Annotated in this window: 20 protein-coding genes; 12 read left to right on the top strand and 8 right to left on the bottom strand. The window is 35.3% G+C overall.

Annotation, left to right across the window (positions count from 1 at the left end):
• Nucleotides 1-129 precede the first annotated feature (129 nt).
• The 4 genes from arfB to GJU43_RS01235 are packed head-to-tail and all read right to left on the bottom strand — an operon-like array spanning nt 130 to nt 3,993.
• The gene (arfB, locus tag GJU43_RS01250; protein WP_154339045.1) at nt 130-534 is read right to left on the bottom strand and encodes an alternative ribosome rescue aminoacyl-tRNA hydrolase ArfB; all 405 of its coding nucleotides are present in this window, start codon (nt 532-534) and stop codon (nt 130-132) included.
• Nucleotides 534-2,648, bottom strand: coding sequence for a DUF4301 family protein (locus tag GJU43_RS01245; RefSeq protein WP_154339044.1), 2,115 nt, complete (start codon nt 2,646-2,648; stop codon nt 534-536). Before GJU43_RS01245 ends, arfB begins: the two co-directional genes overlap by 1 nt.
• Nucleotides 2,609-3,232, bottom strand: coding sequence for a nicotinamide riboside transporter PnuC (gene pnuC, locus GJU43_RS01240; protein WP_154339043.1), 624 nt, complete (start codon nt 3,230-3,232; stop codon nt 2,609-2,611). Before pnuC ends, GJU43_RS01245 begins: the two co-directional genes overlap by 40 nt.
• A gap of 32 nt (nt 3,233-3,264) precedes the next feature.
• Nucleotides 3,265-3,993: a geranylgeranylglyceryl/heptaprenylglyceryl phosphate synthase gene (locus GJU43_RS01235; RefSeq protein WP_154339042.1), complete on the bottom strand. Its 729-nt coding sequence runs from the start codon at nt 3,991-3,993 to the stop codon at nt 3,265-3,267.
• 94 nt (nt 3,994-4,087) lie between these two features.
• On the opposite strand from GJU43_RS01235, the gene GJU43_RS01230 reads away from it, so the two are divergent.
• The 3 genes from GJU43_RS01230 to GJU43_RS01220 all read left to right on the top strand — a co-directional run bounded on the left by GJU43_RS01230 (nt 4,088) and on the right by GJU43_RS01220 (nt 5,454).
• Entirely contained in the window at nt 4,088-4,684 is a 597-nt protein-coding gene (locus GJU43_RS01230) for a Crp/Fnr family transcriptional regulator (RefSeq protein WP_154339041.1), read from the top strand.
• Between the two features lie 81 nt (nt 4,685-4,765).
• Nucleotides 4,766-5,053: a hypothetical protein gene (locus tag GJU43_RS01225; protein ID WP_154339040.1), complete on the top strand. Its 288-nt coding sequence runs from the start codon at nt 4,766-4,768 to the stop codon at nt 5,051-5,053.
• Nucleotides 5,050-5,454 carry a group III truncated hemoglobin gene (locus GJU43_RS01220; protein WP_370455464.1) on the top strand — a complete coding sequence of 135 codons (405 nt, stop codon included), beginning with the start codon at nt 5,050-5,052 and terminating at the stop codon, nt 5,452-5,454. Before GJU43_RS01225 ends, GJU43_RS01220 begins: the two co-directional genes overlap by 4 nt.
• Before the next feature lie 145 nt (nt 5,455-5,599).
• Here GJU43_RS01220 and GJU43_RS01215 read toward each other — a convergent pair whose 3' ends face one another.
• A complete protein-coding gene (locus tag GJU43_RS01215; RefSeq protein WP_154339039.1) occupies nt 5,600-6,256 on the bottom strand; it encodes a 4'-phosphopantetheinyl transferase superfamily protein in 657 nt (218 codons plus the stop codon).
• A 282-nt stretch (nt 6,257-6,538) separates the two neighbouring features.
• Between GJU43_RS01215 and ahcY the strand changes: the two genes are divergently transcribed.
• The 7 genes from ahcY to GJU43_RS01180 all read left to right on the top strand — a co-directional run bounded on the left by ahcY (nt 6,539) and on the right by GJU43_RS01180 (nt 12,298).
• Nucleotides 6,539-7,855, top strand: a complete 1,317-nt coding sequence (gene ahcY / locus GJU43_RS01210) for an adenosylhomocysteinase (RefSeq protein ID WP_154339038.1) — start codon at nt 6,539-6,541, stop codon at nt 7,853-7,855.
• 148 nt (nt 7,856-8,003) lie between these two features.
• On the top strand, nt 8,004-8,288 hold the full coding sequence (locus GJU43_RS01205) for a hypothetical protein (protein WP_154339037.1): 285 nt from the start codon (nt 8,004-8,006) through the stop codon (nt 8,286-8,288).
• 9 nt (nt 8,289-8,297) lie between these two features.
• On the top strand, nt 8,298-9,377 hold the full coding sequence (locus GJU43_RS01200) for a WG repeat-containing protein (protein ID WP_154339036.1): 1,080 nt from the start codon (nt 8,298-8,300) through the stop codon (nt 9,375-9,377).
• Between the two features lie 204 nt (nt 9,378-9,581).
• The gene (locus GJU43_RS01195; RefSeq protein WP_154339035.1) at nt 9,582-10,433 is read left to right on the top strand and encodes a methylated-DNA--[protein]-cysteine S-methyltransferase; all 852 of its coding nucleotides are present in this window, start codon (nt 9,582-9,584) and stop codon (nt 10,431-10,433) included.
• Between the two features lie 67 nt (nt 10,434-10,500).
• Complete coding sequence (locus GJU43_RS01190; protein ID WP_154339034.1) at nt 10,501-11,214, top strand: 2OG-Fe(II) oxygenase; 714 nt, start codon at nt 10,501-10,503, stop codon at nt 11,212-11,214.
• A 243-nt stretch (nt 11,215-11,457) separates the two neighbouring features.
• Nucleotides 11,458-11,703 carry an Ada metal-binding domain-containing protein gene (locus GJU43_RS01185; RefSeq protein WP_154339033.1) on the top strand — a complete coding sequence of 82 codons (246 nt, stop codon included), beginning with the start codon at nt 11,458-11,460 and terminating at the stop codon, nt 11,701-11,703.
• On the top strand, nt 11,690-12,298 hold the full coding sequence (locus GJU43_RS01180) for an alpha-ketoglutarate-dependent dioxygenase AlkB (RefSeq protein ID WP_154339032.1): 609 nt from the start codon (nt 11,690-11,692) through the stop codon (nt 12,296-12,298). Before GJU43_RS01185 ends, GJU43_RS01180 begins: the two co-directional genes overlap by 14 nt.
• 37 nt (nt 12,299-12,335) lie before the next feature.
• Here the strand turns inward: GJU43_RS01180 and GJU43_RS01175 are convergent, their stop codons facing one another.
• Together GJU43_RS01175 and GJU43_RS01170 are read right to left on the bottom strand one after the other, a co-directional pair.
• Entirely contained in the window at nt 12,336-12,656 is a 321-nt protein-coding gene (locus tag GJU43_RS01175; protein WP_154339031.1) for an MmcQ/YjbR family DNA-binding protein, read from the bottom strand.
• Nucleotides 12,657-12,686: 30 nt separating this feature from the next.
• Entirely contained in the window at nt 12,687-13,442 is a 756-nt protein-coding gene (locus tag GJU43_RS01170) for an NUDIX domain-containing protein (protein ID WP_154339030.1), read from the bottom strand.
• A gap of 312 nt (nt 13,443-13,754) precedes the next feature.
• Here GJU43_RS01170 and GJU43_RS01165 point away from each other — a divergent pair, with 312 nt between their 5' ends.
• A complete protein-coding gene (locus tag GJU43_RS01165; protein WP_154339029.1) occupies nt 13,755-14,012 on the top strand; it encodes a hypothetical protein in 258 nt (85 codons plus the stop codon).
• 296 nt (nt 14,013-14,308) lie between these two features.
• Nucleotides 14,309-16,330 (top strand): DUF3857 domain-containing protein, encoded by a 2,022-nt coding sequence (locus GJU43_RS01160; RefSeq protein WP_154339028.1) that lies wholly within the window; start codon nt 14,309-14,311, stop codon nt 16,328-16,330.
• A gap of 83 nt (nt 16,331-16,413) precedes the next feature.
• Here GJU43_RS01160 and GJU43_RS01155 read toward each other — a convergent pair whose 3' ends face one another.
• Complete coding sequence (locus tag GJU43_RS01155; RefSeq protein ID WP_154339027.1) at nt 16,414-18,639, bottom strand: glycoside hydrolase family 3 N-terminal domain-containing protein; 2,226 nt, start codon at nt 18,637-18,639, stop codon at nt 16,414-16,416.
• Nucleotides 18,640-18,643 lie beyond the last annotated feature (4 nt).

Here is an 18,643-nt window from a genome sequence, read left to right as displayed (position 1 = left end):
ATTGATTTTTTTTTATAAAATTACCACTTTTTGGTAACTCTGCAATTTTTTAACGCAGCGTTTTAAATCAAACTTAACTTTTTATGAAGCAAAGACTGATCTGCTGTCATCCTGAGAAATATAAAAAAACTAATCCAAATTCGGTTTTCTACGGGATTGTTTTATCTCAGAAATATTCTTTTTGTCCTTAATTCTCTTCTTAATTACAGATTTTGGAATCTTAGTTGCCTTACGGATTTTAGGAACGAATAATCCTTTTTTGATGATTTCTAAAAAACGTTTTACAACAATATCCTTGTTTTTAAGCTGACTTCTGTCTTCGTCACAATTTAAAATTAAGATATTTTCAGAAGTTAAGCGTGACGAAATATTGGTTAGTAAAAGTAATTTTTCTTCGTCAGATAAGGCCTGAGAAGTATTCAGATCAAAAGTCAAGACCACTTTTGAAGACACTTTATTTACATTTTGTCCTCCTGCTCCGCTGCTTCTGACAGCCTTGAAACTTAATTCTGATATGATTTTTTCGGTGTCCATTATTGTGGCTGATGTGCTGGTTTTAATAAATCATTTACTGTTTTTACCGGATTAAAAGTGAGTAGCGGAACAGCAACAAAAATAGTTAACCAATTTGCCATTGCACCATTCCATAAACCTGGTAACTCGTAACTCTTCACGGTATTCCCATCCACACTTTTTTCTACGATAAAACCTGCTTTCGAATCCACAAATTCATTGAGGTCGAATTTTTGATTTTTATAATTCTTTATTCCGCAAACTAAATCTACGGGATTAAAATGTGTAGCTGCCGATAAAATTTCAAGTTGCTTTTTATTCGTTAAATCTACTTGGGATGTTTCTACAATCTGAAGCGAAATTTTTCCCTTCTTATTCATCACCCAAAAGGGTCCTCCACCCGGTTCTCCTTCATTTTTAACCATTCCGCAAACTCTGATGGGTCTGTTTAAAAGGTCTTTAATTTTAATAATTTTATTCTCGAAAGTAAATTTATTAAAATCTTTAGTCATCTGAATATTCAGCTTTTTAGTCAGGAAATGAACTATTTCATCGATATGATCTTCTTTGATTTCCTGACTTTCAATAGCGTTCAGATAACTAAAAACTCTTTTCTGAATTTCAACTAAAATTCCAGCCAAAGCTTTTTTGTAGAGCGTAATTTTATCAATATGATTCTGAATTACATTGTCAATATTTTTGATAAAGATAATGTCTGCATCCAGTTCATTTAAATTTTCAATTAATGCGCCATGCCCGCCTGGCCTGAAAATCAATGATTCGTTTTTATCCCTTACCATTTTATTTTTAGCATCAACAGTAATGGAATCTGTGCTTTTATTTTGATACGAATAAGCGATATTTATTTTAGTCCCTGAATCCTTTTCTACTTTTTCTTTAACCACTTCAACCGCTTTTTCAAACAGGCTTTGATGCGCTTCCGATACGGTAAAATGCAAATTCGAAATCTGATTTGCAGTCGCGTAATGTACACATTCATTTAAATGTTCTTCAATGGGAATTGCGATATGCGTTTTATACTGATGAAAGGGTAAAACTGCTTTTGGTTTGTTTGCAAAGTCAAAGTAATCAGGCGACAAGAGCAATTTTATAAAATAATAATTTTTATAATCTCTATCCAGCGTTTCAAAATCCGGATATACTTCCCTCAACTTTTTATCTAAAGCTTCAAAAAACGGAAACTTATCCATCGCTACGATAAAAATGGACAAATTACTGTCTTTTTTTCTATTGATATAGGCATTTATAGTTTCTGTCTGAATATCAAAATCGTTCAGAAAAGCAGTTAGAAACTTAAACATTCTGCTGGCAGCTCCGGAAGCCGGAACAAATTTCTTCAGTTTTAAATTCTCCTTCTGAAGATCAAAAAAAGCAGCTTTTTCTTCGAAATCACTTTCTGTCAGGCTTAAAATCCCGTTATTACTGGTTGCCGGACTTATTAAATTACTCTTTGAAATGCCATTTTTAAAAATATCCAGTTGCTTTACTATTTTTTCAAAAGGAATTCCATGTTCATAAATCTCAACAAAATCAGCAGATGAGAAACCTTTTTCTTTGGCAATTGTCAGATTTTTGATAATAGCGGTAGCTTTTGCCAGACGATTTTCTTTATTGCCAGAAAGGGTAATAAATGGCTTTTGGGTATTGATTAAGGTTTGTTTAAAAACAGAAAACACCGTTTCCCTTCCGTCAGGGGTATCTCTGATGTCGTCTTTTTCCCAGGGTACATCTATATCGGTAAGAAAAAATAAATCATACTCATGTTCAAGTGCAGCTTCGTCCAGAAGCGGATCGCAAAATCCATAATACATTTCGGAAAAAACCTTGGTAACCATAAGATTGGTATCGCAAAACAGATATTTTTTTGCCGAAGAAAGTTTTTGATTTTCTAATGCAACTTGTCCGTAAGCAATCGGCATCATATCATCAGCTTCACATATATGCTGATTCTTTTCCCATTTTTCCTGCAAATAATCACGTGCAAATTCCGGAACCCATTCCGTTTCGTAATATTCCGCAAGCTGTTTTGCCAAAGTCGTTTTCCCTGTACTTTCAGGGCCAAACAAAGCAATTTTCAGGATAGCTGTTTTTTGCTGTCTAAGATTTTTCTCCATTCTAAATAAGCTGAAATAGCCAAAATTGTAAAAATTAAATATTGAAGTGACAGCATCCCTAAGCCACGATAAGCGTAAAGAGGCACTACAATAATATCACCAATAATCCAAAGTGTCCAGTTTTCGATCTTTTTTCTGGCCATGTACCACATTCCTGCGAAAAATATTCCTGATGAAATCATATCAACATAATTGTCGTTTTTGATTTCGTAATCAAAATATTTATAAATACCAAAGACCACAAAAACAGTCACAATGAAAAGTATAATCCCGATTATTTTTTCATTAAAATTAGTTCGTGTGATGGGCAGATTTTCATCAATTGTTCCTCCTTTTGCCCAAACATACCATCCGTAAATACTCATAATAGAAAAATATCCATTTATGATCATATCTCCAATATAACCGGCAACATATAAAAGGTATACCGAAATTAATGTAGCAACTAAACCCGTTGGATATACCCAAATATTTTCTTTCTTCGCGAACCAGACACTTAAAATTCCACAGACAAAAACCAGAAACTCCAAAGCAATATGCCATAAAGGAGCATTTTTATAACTGTCGAGAAAAAAATCAATCATTATAGCAGGTTATTTGGGTTTTTATTTACTCTTTATGATTCAAAAAAGTGGCTGTTATTTTCAAAAGCAGTTCCAATCACTACTAAATCTGCACCTGCTTCATATGCTTTTTGAATTCCCTGCAAATCTACAATTCCTCCTCCAACAATTATCGGAATTTCAATATTTTGAGCAATTAACGCTATCATTTCCAGCGGAACAGCTTTTTTGGCACCGCTTCCGGCTTCCAGATAGAGCAGTTTATTTCCCAACATTTCTCCAGCCTGCGCCGTTGCCAGGACCAGATCAAGATCTGTGCGATCCAGCGGTTGTGTTTTACTCACTCTGGCTACAGCCGTTTCGTTACCGCTTTCTATTAAAATATATCCTGTTGACAGCACTTCCAGTTTTGTCTTCTTCAAAATTGGTGCTGCCTGAACCTGATATTCTATTAAGTAATCAGCGTTTCGGCCAGACAATAAAGACAGGAACAAAATAGCATCAGCCTGAGCTGAAATCTGTGACGGATCTCCCGGAAATATAACAACGGGCAAGTTTGTTTTTTGTTTTAATTCCGTCATTAATTCTTCTAAAATAGTAGTCTGGACGATACTTCCTCCCACAAAAATATGAGTGGCAGGTGACTGGTTTATTTTAAACAAAAGAGCATCCAAATTCTCCCAGATAATTTTATCAGGATCCAAAAGAATAGCAAGCAGTTTCTGCCCATTAATCTTGGCCTGGATAATTTGCTGGTAAATATTCGGTATTCTTTGTCTCATAATCGGGCGTAAAAGTAAAAGTTTTTTAATGCACAAGAACTATTTTGAATGAATTATATTTGCGTAGCGCTTTTGACAACCTAAGAACCGAATTATGATTGCTACCGATCTTTTAGAAAAATATGGTGCCTCAAAGAAATTTTACGAGAAAGCCTCAACTGTTTTTGAAGAAGGAAAATTACCTACCCATTATTATCAGATTGTGTCAGGTGAAATTAAAATGAACAATTACAATGATGACGGACGCGAATTTATTCAGGGAATTTTCTATAAAAACCAGTCTTTTGGAGAACCGCCCTTATTCTTAAATCAAAAGTATCCTGCAAGTGCTGTGGCTGTTGGAGAAACCTGGATTCTTTGTCTCCCCAAACCAAATTTCATGAAATTATTGGAAGAGAATCCGGCAGTAAGCATTAAAATAATCGAAAATTTAGCGCAGCGGTTGTATTATAAATCGGTAATGGCTGCCGAAATCTCTACGCATGAACCGGAACATCGTGTTTTAAAATTAATTGATCACGGCATTTTCTATTTTAATTTTAAGAAAGAGACGAACGGATATCTGATCAATTTTACCAGGCAGCAAATCGGAGATCTCACCGGCTTACGCGTAGAAACTGTGATTAGAGCCATAAAAGCTTTAGAAAAAAAAGGTGAATTGAAGATTATTAACAGAAAAGTATATCGATAAAAAAGTTCTTGTTTTATGATTTAAGTCATAAAACGCAGCGGTATTGTGAGCGTATCTTTGTGGTGTAAAAATCTCAATATCATGACACTATATCAAACAACATTCGAAAATTTCAATAAAAGTTACATGGGTTCTGCTGCAATGGCTGTAATTGGTCAGAGCTGTTTAGGTGGTGCTGCCGCAATGTACGTTTTAGCAAATGGAACTTCTATTCCTCAAATGATTCAGCTGGCCATTATTGTATTAGCCTGTATTTTTGTAAACACTTCAATACTGGCACAGATGAAACACAAAATTGTTTTTAATCTTTTGATTCTAAGCGCCGTTTTAAGTGTATCCCTTATCATTTTAAATAATTTCATTCTGTGAAAAAACAAATCGAAAACAGAACTGATATTTCTTTTCTAGTCCATCAGTTCTATGCTAAAATAAGAGCCGATCAGGAAATCGGCTCTTATTTTAATACAATCATAAAAGACTGGGACGCACATCTGGAAAAACTAACCGATTTTTGGGAGACCAATTTATTTGCGGTTAAAAAATACAAAGGCAATCCCCATGCCGTGCACAATGAAGTTGATGCACATTTTGATGGAAAAATTACGTCAAACGAGTTTGGAATATGGCTCAACTATTGGTTTCAGACTTTAGAAGAACACTTCGAAGGCGAAAATGCAGAAACACTAAAACGACGTGCCCGAAAAATGGGAACTTTCCTGTTTATGAGTATGTTTGAACATCGCAAAAAAATGATGGAGAATCCTTTATAATCCTGGTTATTTAGCGCATTTTATCATTCGGGTAACACAAAATTTAGTACAGAAAATCGCCAATCTTTGCCAATCCTCTAATGTGATTTGTCGTTCCTCGAAATGAAACACTTTGGAATTTAGAATTTAAAAATTGGAATTTTATTCAATTCTGTTTCTCAAAAGCATACACCAAAGTAAATTTCCCTTCAAAATTATCTGATTTGATTTCTTCATAATGCACCTCAAAATCTTTGATTAAATCATCAAAATGAAGGCTCGCTTCTGTCTGGCTTTTATTTAAAGAGAAATCTCCAACCTTGATGTGATCTTTAAAGCTGATCCCTTTTTCGTTTCTGATTTTAAAAATCGCTTCCTTAGCTCCCCAGATTACAGTGAGTTTTTTTACATATTTCTCAATAGGGTCCGGTTTTAAATAATCGCATTCGAAATCTGTAAATTTATCGGCAATACGAATAATTTTTTCCCGTTGTAACTCCATATCAATTCCAACCGTTTCATGACTGACGATGATGGCTGCAAAATGATACGAATGTGTTATGGAGATATGATTGTGACAATCAAAATAAGGTTTTCCAAACTCGTCGTAATGCAAATCATGATCTGTAAAACCCATTTCCTGAATCAGCATGCGAACGCTCAGAAAAGCACGCTGATGCATTTGGGATTTCATTCCGTTCAATCGCAGCTGCGTTTTTTCTTTCAATACTACTTTGCTCAATAACTCGTCAAAAGATTCGGTTATTTCCCAAATTAAGATTTTAGTTGTTTCGTTGAATTGTATCGTCTGGAATAAAGGCATCCTTTTTTAGTTATGAATTATGAGTTTTAAATTATGAATTATTTCGGTGATTTTAAAACTGAGTTTCTAATTTAACGTCTGGTCTTTATAGCTCTAAAAGATATAGTGGACAGCCCGATTAGCTTCTTATTTTGACTGCGCTCAGTATGGCAATCATGGCAATCGACTAATACTCTATAAATTAAGAAATTAAACATTTCACAAATCTTATATAAAGTAGTCAAAATTAAAAAGCTATTCCGTAAATTTGCAAAAAAATTACAATATACAAATATACTATAAATGAGTACTACAACTACGCCTTTTGTGGCTTTCAAAGTAAAAGACATTTCTCTAGCGGCTTGGGGAAGAAAAGAAATTGAACTGGCTGAAGCTGAAATGCCAGGTTTAATGGCGCTTCGTGCTGAATATAAAGACGAACAACCTCTTGCAGGTGCTCGTATCGCCGGATGTTTGCACATGACGATTCAGACTGCAGTTTTGATCGAAACTTTAATTGCTCTTGGTGCTGAAGTTACATGGTCTTCTTGCAACATCTTCTCTACTCAGGATCAGGCTGCTGCTGCTATTGCTGCTGCAGGAATTCAGGTGTATGCCTGGAAAGGTCTTGATGAAGAGTCATTTGACTGGTGTATTGAGCAAACTTTATTCTTTGGCGAAGACAGAAAACCATTGAACATGATTTTGGATGACGGTGGAGATTTAACTAACATGGTTATTGACCGTTTCCCGGAATTGGTTCCCGGAATCAAAGGTCTTTCTGAAGAAACTACAACTGGTGTTCACAGACTTTACGAAAGAGTAAAAGCCGGAACTTTACCAATGCCTGCCATCAACATTAACGATTCTGTTACTAAATCTAAATTTGATAACAAATACGGTTGTAAAGAATCTGCTGTAGATGCTGTACGTCGTGCTACTGACTTAATGTTAGCCGGAAAAAGAGTTATCGTTTGCGGATACGGTGATGTTGGAAAAGGAACTGCTGCTTCTTTCAGAGGTGCAGGATCTATTGTAACGGTTACTGAAATCGATCCAATTTGTGCTTTACAAGCTGCAATGGACGGTTATGAAGTTAAAAAATTAAATACTGTAATTGCTACTGCTGATATCATCATTACCACTACAGGAAATAAAGATATCGTTCTTGGAAGTCATTTCGAACAAATGAAAGACAAAACTGTTGTTTGTAACATCGGACACTTTGATAACGAAATTGACATGGCCTGGTTAAACAAAAACCACGGTGCATCTAAAATCGAAATCAAACCTCAGGTTGACAAATATACTATCAATGGAAAAGACATCATCATTTTGGCTGAAGGTCGTTTGGTAAACCTTGGTTGTGCTACAGGTCACCCAAGTTTTGTAATGAGTAACTCATTCACCAACCAGACTTTGGCTCAAATCGAATTATGGAAAAATAGTGCTGCTTACAACAATGACGTTTATATGTTACCAAAACATTTAGATGAAAAAGTGGCTGCTTTGCACTTAGCTAAATTAGGCGTTGAACTGGAAACTTTACGTGACGATCAGGCTGCTTATATTGGTGTTCCTGTTGAAGGTCCGTTTAAACCGGAATATTACAGATACTAGTAAATTTTAGATTGAAGATTTCTGATTTTAGATTTTTTCGATTATCTATATCAAACCCGACAGGTTTTAAAAACCTGTCGGGTTTTCTATTTAAAATTTGAAATTTTCAGTTTAAATTTGAAATTAAATAACTCGCCAATATAAAATTATGATTGAAAAAATTTTATGTGAAATACACGGATCTAAAGAAATGACATTCAGCTGTATTCACATTGCAACGGCAATAGACCCGAAAGAAAAAGTAGGTTTCTTCTATTCAGAAGCCGAAGAAGATCTTCCGCAAATTGCGTGGTGTGGTGAATGCGAACAATATCTTTTAGATAATGGTGAAGAATGGACCGAAGTTTTTCAAGCTAAAGCTGATTTTAAAATGTTGTGTAGCGATTGTTTTGAAGAAGCAAAAAACAATGAATTAGAAATTCATCTACGATAAATAAATTTCATGAAAAAGATTATCTACCTCTATATATTCCTTATTCTAAGTTCTTCGCTATTCGCACAAACCAATGATATATGGATTTCATTTTGGAGCAAAGACACCACAAAAATTGGATATAAAGATAAAAACGGCGTTATCAAAATCGAACCAAAATTTACAGGATATACTATTGCAAATAAATTTGAAAATATAATTGCTGTTTCTGAAAAAGAAAACGACAATTGGAAAAGCTATTATTTAACCAAAACCGGGAAAATAGTTGGCCGCGACAGCTTATACATTTTTGATAATGGCCCTGATTGTGAAAATGAAGGTTTTATCCGTTTTAGAGATCCTAAAACAGATAAAATGGGTTTCTTTAATGGTGACGGAAAAATTGCAATTCCACCCGACTATAGTGATTTAACCAAATTAAAAAACGGAATGTTCATAGGATTAAAAGATGCTAAAAAAGAAATAGATGGAGAACATTTTTTCTGGTCTGGAGGAAAAGAATTCCTAATCGATAGTAACAATAAAATTTTAATTGAAAATTTCGGATATAATAGTGAACTGGACTTTTATTCTGTAGAAAAATCTAAAGATCCAAGTAAAGATCCAATAAGAGAAAATTTCCGTGGAGTTGATGGCGAATATTATTCATTTGTCAATTTTGATAAGGAGTTCAAATTGTGGCTGAAAAACAATTTACTTTCTGATTTATCCAGAGAGAATTTACTAAAACATTCTTTTGCTACCATAACCTACTGGAAAGAACCAAATGGCTGGATAAAGCAGTCGAACACTAAATTTATTAATCAAAATTATACCTTTATAAAACGTAAACTTCAGGAACTTAACTCCACAGATTGTGACTACTTTGTTTCAACTGATGGCTTAAATAAGTTCATTTTCGAAACAATCGAATTCGAAACCTATTTCAACAATTGCAATGAACCTAAAGACTGGAGATATCCGGTTAAAAATATTGTGATCTCGCCAAAGAAGAAAACAGATTCAGGACAAGATCATTTTGAGTTTTTAAGAACTGAAAATGGGTATAAATTGATAAGTGTTTCTTTAAGAAAAGAAGACCTTAAATAATATACCTCTCTTTGCGGAGCTTCCTGTGTGATCCTTTCTCCGTCAGGATGACAATATTGCGAAATAAATTTATGACTTGCCAGCAAAAACTATTGCGTGCTTTGCGAAAATCTTAGCGCTCTTTGCGGTTAGAAAAACAAAGCAAGTTTCGGATTTTATCTCTGCAAAAACCAGTCGACATTTGTACTATAAAATGGAACAAAAATGAACACACAGGAAAATATCAATTACAATCGAATTGCAGAAGCGATCGATTATATAAAAGCTAATTTTCGCGAACAGCCAAATCTGGATACCGTTGCCGAAAAGGTACACTTAAGTCCGTTTCACTTTCAGCGTTTGTTTACGGAATGGGCAGGAACAAGTCCGAAGAAATTTCTGCAATACATCAGTGTTGAACATGCCAAGAAAATCCTTAAGGAAAACAGTCAGGCGACTTTGTCTGACACCGCCTACGAAACTGGCCTTTCAGGAACGAGCCGTCTACATGATTTATTTGTAAACATCGAAGGAATGACACCGGCAGAATATAAAAACGGGGGCAAAAACCTTTTTATCAATTATAGCTTTGCCGAAAGTCCGTTTGGGAATATCATTGTAGCTTCAACCGAAAAGGGAGTCTGCTTTATGGCTTTCGCCGAAAATGAAGGAATCGGGTTTGAAGATTTAAAACATAAATTTCCAAACGCCACATTTTCCAGAAAACTGGATTTAGCACAACAAAATGCCTTATTTATTTTCCAAAACGACTGGAGTAAACTGTCTGAAATAAAACTGCATTTAAAAGGAACCGATTTTCAGTTGAAAGTATGGGAAACATTGCTTAAAATTCCAATGGGCCAGCTATCTACTTATGGTTCTATTGCACAGCAAATCGAAAAACCAAATGCTTCAAGAGCAGTCGGAACTGCTATTGGCAGCAATCCGGTAGCCTTTTTAATTCCCTGTCATCGCGTTATTCAATCTTCAGGCACCTTTGGCGGTTATATGTGGGGAAATACCCGAAAAACGGCTATTATTGGTTGGGAAGGTGCACAATCTGACTCCGGAAATTAAAGAACACCTACAGGAAAACCTATAAACAAGACGCACTGCTGTGCGGCTCTACTTCAAAATAATTTCAATGCAAAATATACAATCTAAAATTGCTTCCCTCAACTGGGACAGCATCACCGAATCCATGCACGAAAATGGGTTCGCCATTATTCCGAATGTACTTGATAACGAACAATGTGAAGATTTAAAATTCGATTATGATAATCCTAATTTATATCGAAAAACGGTTGTAATGGAGCGTTATCGTTTCGGTTTGGGCGAATACAAATATTTTAATTATCCGCTGCCTGATTTAATTCAGACCATACGGGCTACTATCTATCCCAAACTAACGCCAATTGCTAATGCGTGGATGAAAGCACTGAATATCGACACTTTTTTTCCTGAAACACACGAAAAATTGCTTGAACAATGTCACGCCAATAATCAGTTAAAGGCAACCGTTTTAATATTAAAATACGGCAAAAGTGGTTTTAATACCCTCCATCAGGATTTATATGGCGCTGTTTATTTTCCGATTCAAATTGTTATTTTCCTAAATGAACCTGACGAAGATTTTACCGGTGGCGAATTTGTATTAACGCAACAAACGCCGAGAGCACAATCTAAAGCAATTGTACTAAAACCTAAAAAAGGAGATGTTTTGGTTTTTACGACAAATTTCCGTCCTGTAAAAGGCACGAAAGGATATTATCGTGTGAATATGAGACATGGTGTAAGCGAAATCCATAGCGGCGAAAGGCATACTCTGGGAATTATTTTTCATGATGCGTTATCTTGATTTTAAGGTGCAAAGAGGCAGAGCTACAAAGGTGCAGAGGTTTGTAACTTTATACTTTTAACATACGGATAGTGTAGAGGTGCACAGCAATGCCTCTAAACCATCGTCGACAATCTTTGCGAAAGACGCACTGCTGTGCGCCTCTACGATAAAAAAACCAATCACACAAAGGTTCAAAGCTTTTCAACACATCCCAAAACCTCTGAACCTTTGTGCCTTTGAACCTTTGCAACTTAAAAAAAAATGATTGAACATTCTAAAATTACTGATTTTCAATTGCGAATTAAAATCAAAAATGCCGAGATTTGCTTTGGTGGAAACCAAAAACTAAAAATTTACGGAACGCTGAAATGTGCTTCCGGCAAAAGAATGAAACGTGAAAACCGGGTTTTCTTTTATACTGAAGAGGAAGCTGAAAAAAATGGTTTCAGACCTTGTGGACATTGCATGAAAACAAAATATCAAAAATGGAAGAATGGACTTATTTAATCCCGAAATAAACGAAAACACCAATTTATTACCCAAAGACGGAACTGTAAACTATTACGGAAAACTGTTTGCGCGAGAAAAAGCCAATGTCTATCGGGATTCTTTACTAAACACGATAGAATGGAAAAATGATGAAGCGATTATCTTTGGAAAATTAATCCTAACCAAGAGAAAAGTAGCCTGGTACGGCGATCAGGAATTTGAATATACCTATTCTAAAACCACTAAAAAAGCCCTTCCATGGACCAATGAATTACTGGCACTTAAAGCCGTCATTGAAGAAAAAACAGGCGAAACCTTCAATTCCTGTTTGCTGAATTTGTATCATAGCGGTGATGAGGGAATGGCGTGGCACAGCGATGCCGAAAAGGATTTAAAGAAAAACGGAGCTATCGCTTCCCTAAGTTTTGGCGCTGAACGCAAATTTGCGTTTAAACATAAGGAAACCAAAGAAGTCGTTTCTTTAATTCTCGAACACGGCAGTTTACTGGTGATGAAAGACACCACGCAAACGCACTGGCTGCATCGTTTACCTCCAACAAAAACAACCATAAAACCACGAGTGAACCTTACATTCAGGACGATTGTTTTATAAAAACGTAGTAAATCTTGATTGCTAATTAGTCCGGAATCTATTTTTTACCGAATGCTACCGTATTGTAGGAAAGCAGCAAAGCGTCCTGAAACATTTTTACCGGAACTTTGTCTAAATCTACAAATGTCCAGCCTTGTTTTCCCCATTTGTTTGGAATCGGATAAAAAATCATCTCGCTTGACGCGCAAAATACAGACTGATCAATTTCGTTAAATTTAAAGACACCTCTGTTGTTTTTCTCGTCAATTGTGGCAAATATTTTTTTCTTTATCCGGAAGGAAGTTTTCTCAAAGTGAGGTTCTTCAGTTGCTTCCGGAAATGCTAAAGCTAACGTTCTGAATGTTTCAATAGTTACCATAATCGTTCCGTTTCAATTAAACTTTTATTATCACCAACCCTGATTCAAACCATTTTTAAGGACTTCTTCGTATTTTTCTTTATCAAAAGTATACAAATTTGGTGCTTTGTGTGCTACGTTACTTTTCTTTTCGTCCAGCTTATGGAGGATTCCGATGTTGGTGATCTTCCGGAGAAAATTTCTTCTGTCGAGTTTTTTATCTAAAATGGTTTCATACAATTTCTGCAATTCCGGAATCGTAAATTTTTCAGGCAATAAATTATATCCAACCGGCATCAGATTGAGCTCAGTCCGCAGGGTATCTAAAGCTTTGTCGAGAATTTTTTTATGGTCTAAAATCAGTTCGGGAACCTCTTTATGATCAATCCATTCTATGATTTCCTGAGTATTCCCTTTTTGTGGTACTGCTTTTAAAAAATCTACTAATGCGTAATATCCAATGGTTACGAATCGTTGCCTAAGCCATTTTCCTGCTTCTTCAGGAATTTTAAAGTAATCCAATACTGCATTTCCAAAATGCTGATCGTTTCGTTTCACGCTTCCAAAAGCTGCAAATTGTCTTAAAAAAATCCCCTGCATTCCCGTTCGTTCATTTAGAACCGTAACAGCTGCAGTATCAATATCCTGATGAAGAGGAACGAATCCACCAGGTAAAGACCATTTATTTTCATACGGAGTTTTAATCAAAAGCACTTTCAGCTGATTGTCATGAAACCCAAAAATAACACAGTCAATAGAAAGGCCTGGCTGGTAATTTTCGTTATTTAATACTATTCCTTTCAACATTACTTTTTTATTAATTGACTATTCCATCCTTCAAACAAACCTGCAATTTAAGTCATTTTTACAAAAGAAAATATTTTTTTACATATCACTAATTATCAGTATCTATTTTCTTAAAAAGACAGAAAAGTGCAAATCACAATTTTGACTTAAAATTGCAATCGAATTAAAAAAAGAAGTACATTGCGTCAAAATAACACACATGCTAAAAAATGTTATTACTTTTACACAAAAGAAAGAATAATAGTACAAATATGATTATATTTGTACTGTCTTACAAGAAAATGAAAACTCTAAAAAGTTAATGCAAGAGATATGATTACCAATACGCTGAAAAATTTAAATAAAAAAATTACCACTAAAATCTGGACCTCATTCGGATTTGTTTCAAAAACGTATCTTTTAGAGGCTTCTCTAAAATATAGTGAAGAACAGGAAAGAATTTTCAATGAAATGATTATTGAAACTGAAGCCAAAGACAAGAAAGCGAAACGTGAAGCTTTCGATAAGGCCCTGTACGCTTCGTATAAAGGAATCGGAGCTATGGATTTTGTACATACTGTGCTAAAATAATTTTCCGTTTCAACCTTGCCGTTTCACGAAGCAATTCCTTGATTTACTTCAAAATCGTTACCTATCAATTAAGTTATGCTCTTTTTAGTCGTAATGCTCTTTACAAATTTCTCAATTCTTTCATAATTTCTTTAAATTATCAAAGATGAAATTTCCTGAAATTCAAATTACAGCTTATTTATTGTAAGAAAATAAAACTTATCTCAATAATCAATTGGGCTCTGTTACATTTTATCAAAATTCTATATTTTTGTTAGATACGAAAGATTTTACGTACTTCAAATAAAAGCCTTACTATGGAACAAGCCATTCAATCAGAAATTTACAAAATTCAAAAGCCGGAACAATGGGCAAGAAACATCAATGATAATCAGCTTATTGATTATATCAAAGAATCTGAATTTTCTCAGAAACAAGCAGATGAAGGACGTGATTATTGCTATTTTTTAGATAAAATCTATTATACCACTGACAACGAAAACAGCGAATATGCTTGTTTGGCCTATACCTTAAACGAACCTTCGAATCTGGAAAGAGCTTCTGTAGTGGATGTAGTACTGGAGGAAAACGAAACTTATGTGATACACCGAATCAGTGTTTTGCGAGATGGTGTTTTAGTAGATAAAATTCCGGATACCAAAATTAAAATACTGGACAGCGAAAATCAAAGCAGCGGGGGTGTTTTGAGCAGCAACAAAAAAATCAATCTTACCATAAAAGATCTTCGCCTTTATGACATTTTGATTATGGAAGATTCGAGAATTAAGGTTTTTACAGAGCGCGATTTTTTACGCAAGGAATTCTCTAAATATGTCTGGGTTGGCCCGGATAGTTACTGGGCTTACGGAAAGTATAAATTCACTTTTAAAAATGATCGCGAAAAAACTATTGCTTACAAAAAAACCTTTTTCAGAGATGAGGAAGGGAATGTGCTGGAACCGGAAATTAACTACTTAAAAAAGGGAGACCAATTTGTAATTGAAGAAGACAATTATATCAATTTTGTTGATTCAAACCGCGAAGTTTCTCCTTTTATAGATTTTGCTTCGGAAGGCAGCTGGAAAGAATTTTCGAATTATATTTCTCCTATTTACGAGGCCATTTTTAACAAATCGTCCTTAACTGAATTTGCTCCCAGCCTGGTTGAAAAGCTTGATGCTATAACCGATAAAGACGAACAGTTGCAATTTGCCATCGAATATGTACAAAACCATATTAATTATATTTATAATGCCGATGAAATGAACGGTCACAAACCGCAGGAACCGGCCGTTACGTATGAGAATAAACAGGGCGATTGTAAAGCAAAATCGGTCTTGCTGAAAGTTGTTTTAGATTATCTTGGTATTGAATCTTCTATTGTTTTGGTCAATTTTAATACTGACTTCTACATGAAATACTATTTGCCGTCTTTACTGACTTTTAACCACGTTATTGTAAAAATCAATTATAAAGGCGAAAGTTATTTTGTTGACGCAACGACCCGTGATGAATTTGGATTAATTGAGAACCGCAGCTTCATTTATTTCATGCATTACCTGGAAGTTAAACCTAATCTGGAATTACAGATTAAACCACCTCATCGTTTTTCTTATTATGCTGTTGATGAAAAATCGGAACTTTATGTTGAAAATAATATTGGCAAACTCAAATTAACAACCATCTACAAAGGAAATCGCGCCAATAATATGCGTAAGTACTTTAAAAACACAAACAAAAGAGAAATCATAGACAGCTGGAATAATTTTTTCTTTTACACACTAAACTACAATAATGACCGAAACGGAACCGATCTTAGAAATATATTCAAAGATGCTGTAATTGAAATTGTCAGTGACGACAAAAAAAGCAATGAATTTAAGATTGAATACAAAACATCTATCGAAAATCCTTATTTTACAGATGCTAAAAACAACCGGTTTTTAATGTATTTCGATCGTAATATTGTGAAAAACACTGCCAGCGATTTTATACACAAAGACATTACTTTCTGGCATAATTTCGACAATGAAAGATATGAAATTTCTCTTTTTACGGATCAGAAAATAGATGTAACTGAAAAATATACGATTCAGGAAAGTACAATCAATAATCCGTATTTTGATTTTGTAAGTCGTAAAAAGATCCATAAAAACGGAGGAACTATCTTTATTGATTATAAACCGTTGGTTAATTTAGAAATTCCTGAAAAAGACTTTGAAGATTTCAGGACTGCACATCATGAAGTGGCAGACAGTAATTTTGGAATCGGAGTTGATATTATAGAAGATGGTTTTATCAATAAATTGAAATTCAATTTCAAAAAGCACTTTAACTAAGAATCTATTCTTTTTAAATAGAAAAAGCGGAGTAGTAAACACTCCGCTTTTTTAAATTATATCATCTTTGGAAATCTCGCTTCTTAATTTAATTCAAAGTCCGATTTAAGTTTAATATCTGCTGATGAGGCTCCAATCATGACCTCAAAATCTCCAGGTTCTGCAATCCATTCTAATTTGTCATTGTAGAAAGAAAGCTTCTCTTTGTCAATTGTAAATTCGATTGTTTTTGATTCTCCTGCATTCAGTTTTACTTTCTGAAAATCTCTCAGTTCTAAAACCGGTCTCACTACAGATCCGAATTTATCTTTTAAATACAACTGCACCACTTCTTCACCTGTCACTTTTCCAACATTCGATAATTGAAAAGAAACTTTTATGGTTTCATTACTTTTTATTTTAGTCGAAGATAATTTCAAATCTGAATAATTGAATTTTGTATAACTCAATCCATATCCAAAAGGAAATTTAGGAGAGTTTTTTAAATCAATATAGGAAGAAACATATCCTTTCGTATTTTCATCTGCTGGTGGTCTTCCTGTACTAAAGTGATTGTAATAAATGGGTATTTGACCTACTTCTCTTGGAAAAGTCATTGGCAGTTTTCCGGAAGGATTATAATCTCCGAATAAAACATCGGCAATAGCATTACCTGCTTCTGTTCCCAGCCACCAGGTATATACAATTGCAGGGACATTGTCTGCCGTCCAGTTAAAAATAAGAGGTCTTCCTGCATTTACCAAAACGATAACCGGTTTTCCGGTGGCCTGAATTGCTTTTACTAAATCTTCCTGAACACCCGGTATATGAAGGTCACTTCTACTTTTGGCTTCTCCGCTCATATCCCGTCTTTCACCAATACTCAGGATAACCACATCTGCCTGCTTTGCTGTTGCAACTGCTTCCGCAAACCCCTCTTTATTGTCTCCCTCAACCTCACAGCCTTTGGCGTAAAGCAATTTGGTATTTTTACCTACTTTATTCTGCAAACCATCCCATTGTGAAACCACCCATTTCTCGTAATCTACATCCGGCAATTCAACAGACCAAAATCCCATATTGGCTTTGTATTCTTTGACCATTGGCCCGATAAATGCAATTGCTTTAAGGTTTTTAGACAGTGGTAATGTTCCATTATCATTCTTTAACAAAACAATACTTTTTTCTGCTACTTCTCGGGCTGCTTTTCTGTTTTCAGGATTATTCAACACCTTTTCTGCTCTTTTTTGATCTGAGTATCGGTATGGATCTTCAAACAATCCCAATTCGAATTTTTTACGAAGAATACGTTTAACGGCATCATCAATCAGATCAACAGAAACTTTTCCTTCTTTTACCAATTCAGCTAAATTATAACGGTATGCATTACTTTCCATATCCATATCACTTCCTGCTGTGATGGCAGAAAGAGCTGCGGCTTTCAGGTCTTTTGAATAACCATGCGCTACCATTTCTCCGATAGAACCCCAATCTGATACTACAAATCCCTGAAAGTTCCATTTTCCTTTTAGGATATCACGCTGCAAATGTGCATTTCCTGTCGCCGGAATTCCGTTTACATCATTGAACGAATTCATAAATGTTGCCGCGCCTGCATCTAAAGCCGCTTTGAAAGGAGGTAAATAGGTCTCAAAAAGCATTCTTTCGCTCATGTCAACAGAGTTGTAATCCCTTCCGCCAGTAGCGGCACCATACGCTGCGAAATGTTTTACACAGGCCATCACCGAATTTAAATCGCCCAATTTATTGCCCTGAAAACCTTTTACTCTCGCATAAGCAATTTTAGAACCCAAATAGGTATCTTCTCCTGCTCCTTCCATCACTCTTCCCCAACGCGGATCACGACCAATATCAACCATTGGCGCAAACGTCCAGTGAATGCCACTGGCAGCAGCTTCTGAAGCCGCCACCCTGGCCGCTAATTCTATTGCCGCCAAATCCCAGCTTGCAGCTTCTGCCAAAGGAATCGGGAAAGTAGTTTTGTATCCGTGAATAACATCCTGACCAAATAACAACGGAATTTTAAGGCGTGACTGCATGGCCAGTTCCTGATATTGCCGAGTATATTTTGTTCCGATGATATTCAGCATTGAACCCACCAAACCTGCTTTTATCTCAGCTTGTTTATTGGGGTTAATGGTAATCGGACCCGTTGCAGAGTTATCCCCTGTGTACTGATTAAGCTGACCAATTTTTTCTTCAATGGTCATTTTTTTCAATAGCGCATTTACTTTCTGGTCTATTGTTTCCTGTTGGGCTGTCGCAAAAAGCGAAAACATCAGCAAGAGGAGTGTGGCATTTTTTTTCATGAAT

The sequence above is a fragment of the Flavobacterium sp. LC2016-23 genome, from assembly GCF_009674775.1.
GTDB lineage: Bacteria > Bacteroidota > Bacteroidia > Flavobacteriales > Flavobacteriaceae > Flavobacterium.
The sequence above is the reverse complement of the archived record's forward strand: the minus strand, read 5'-3'. Positions and strand labels throughout refer to the sequence as shown.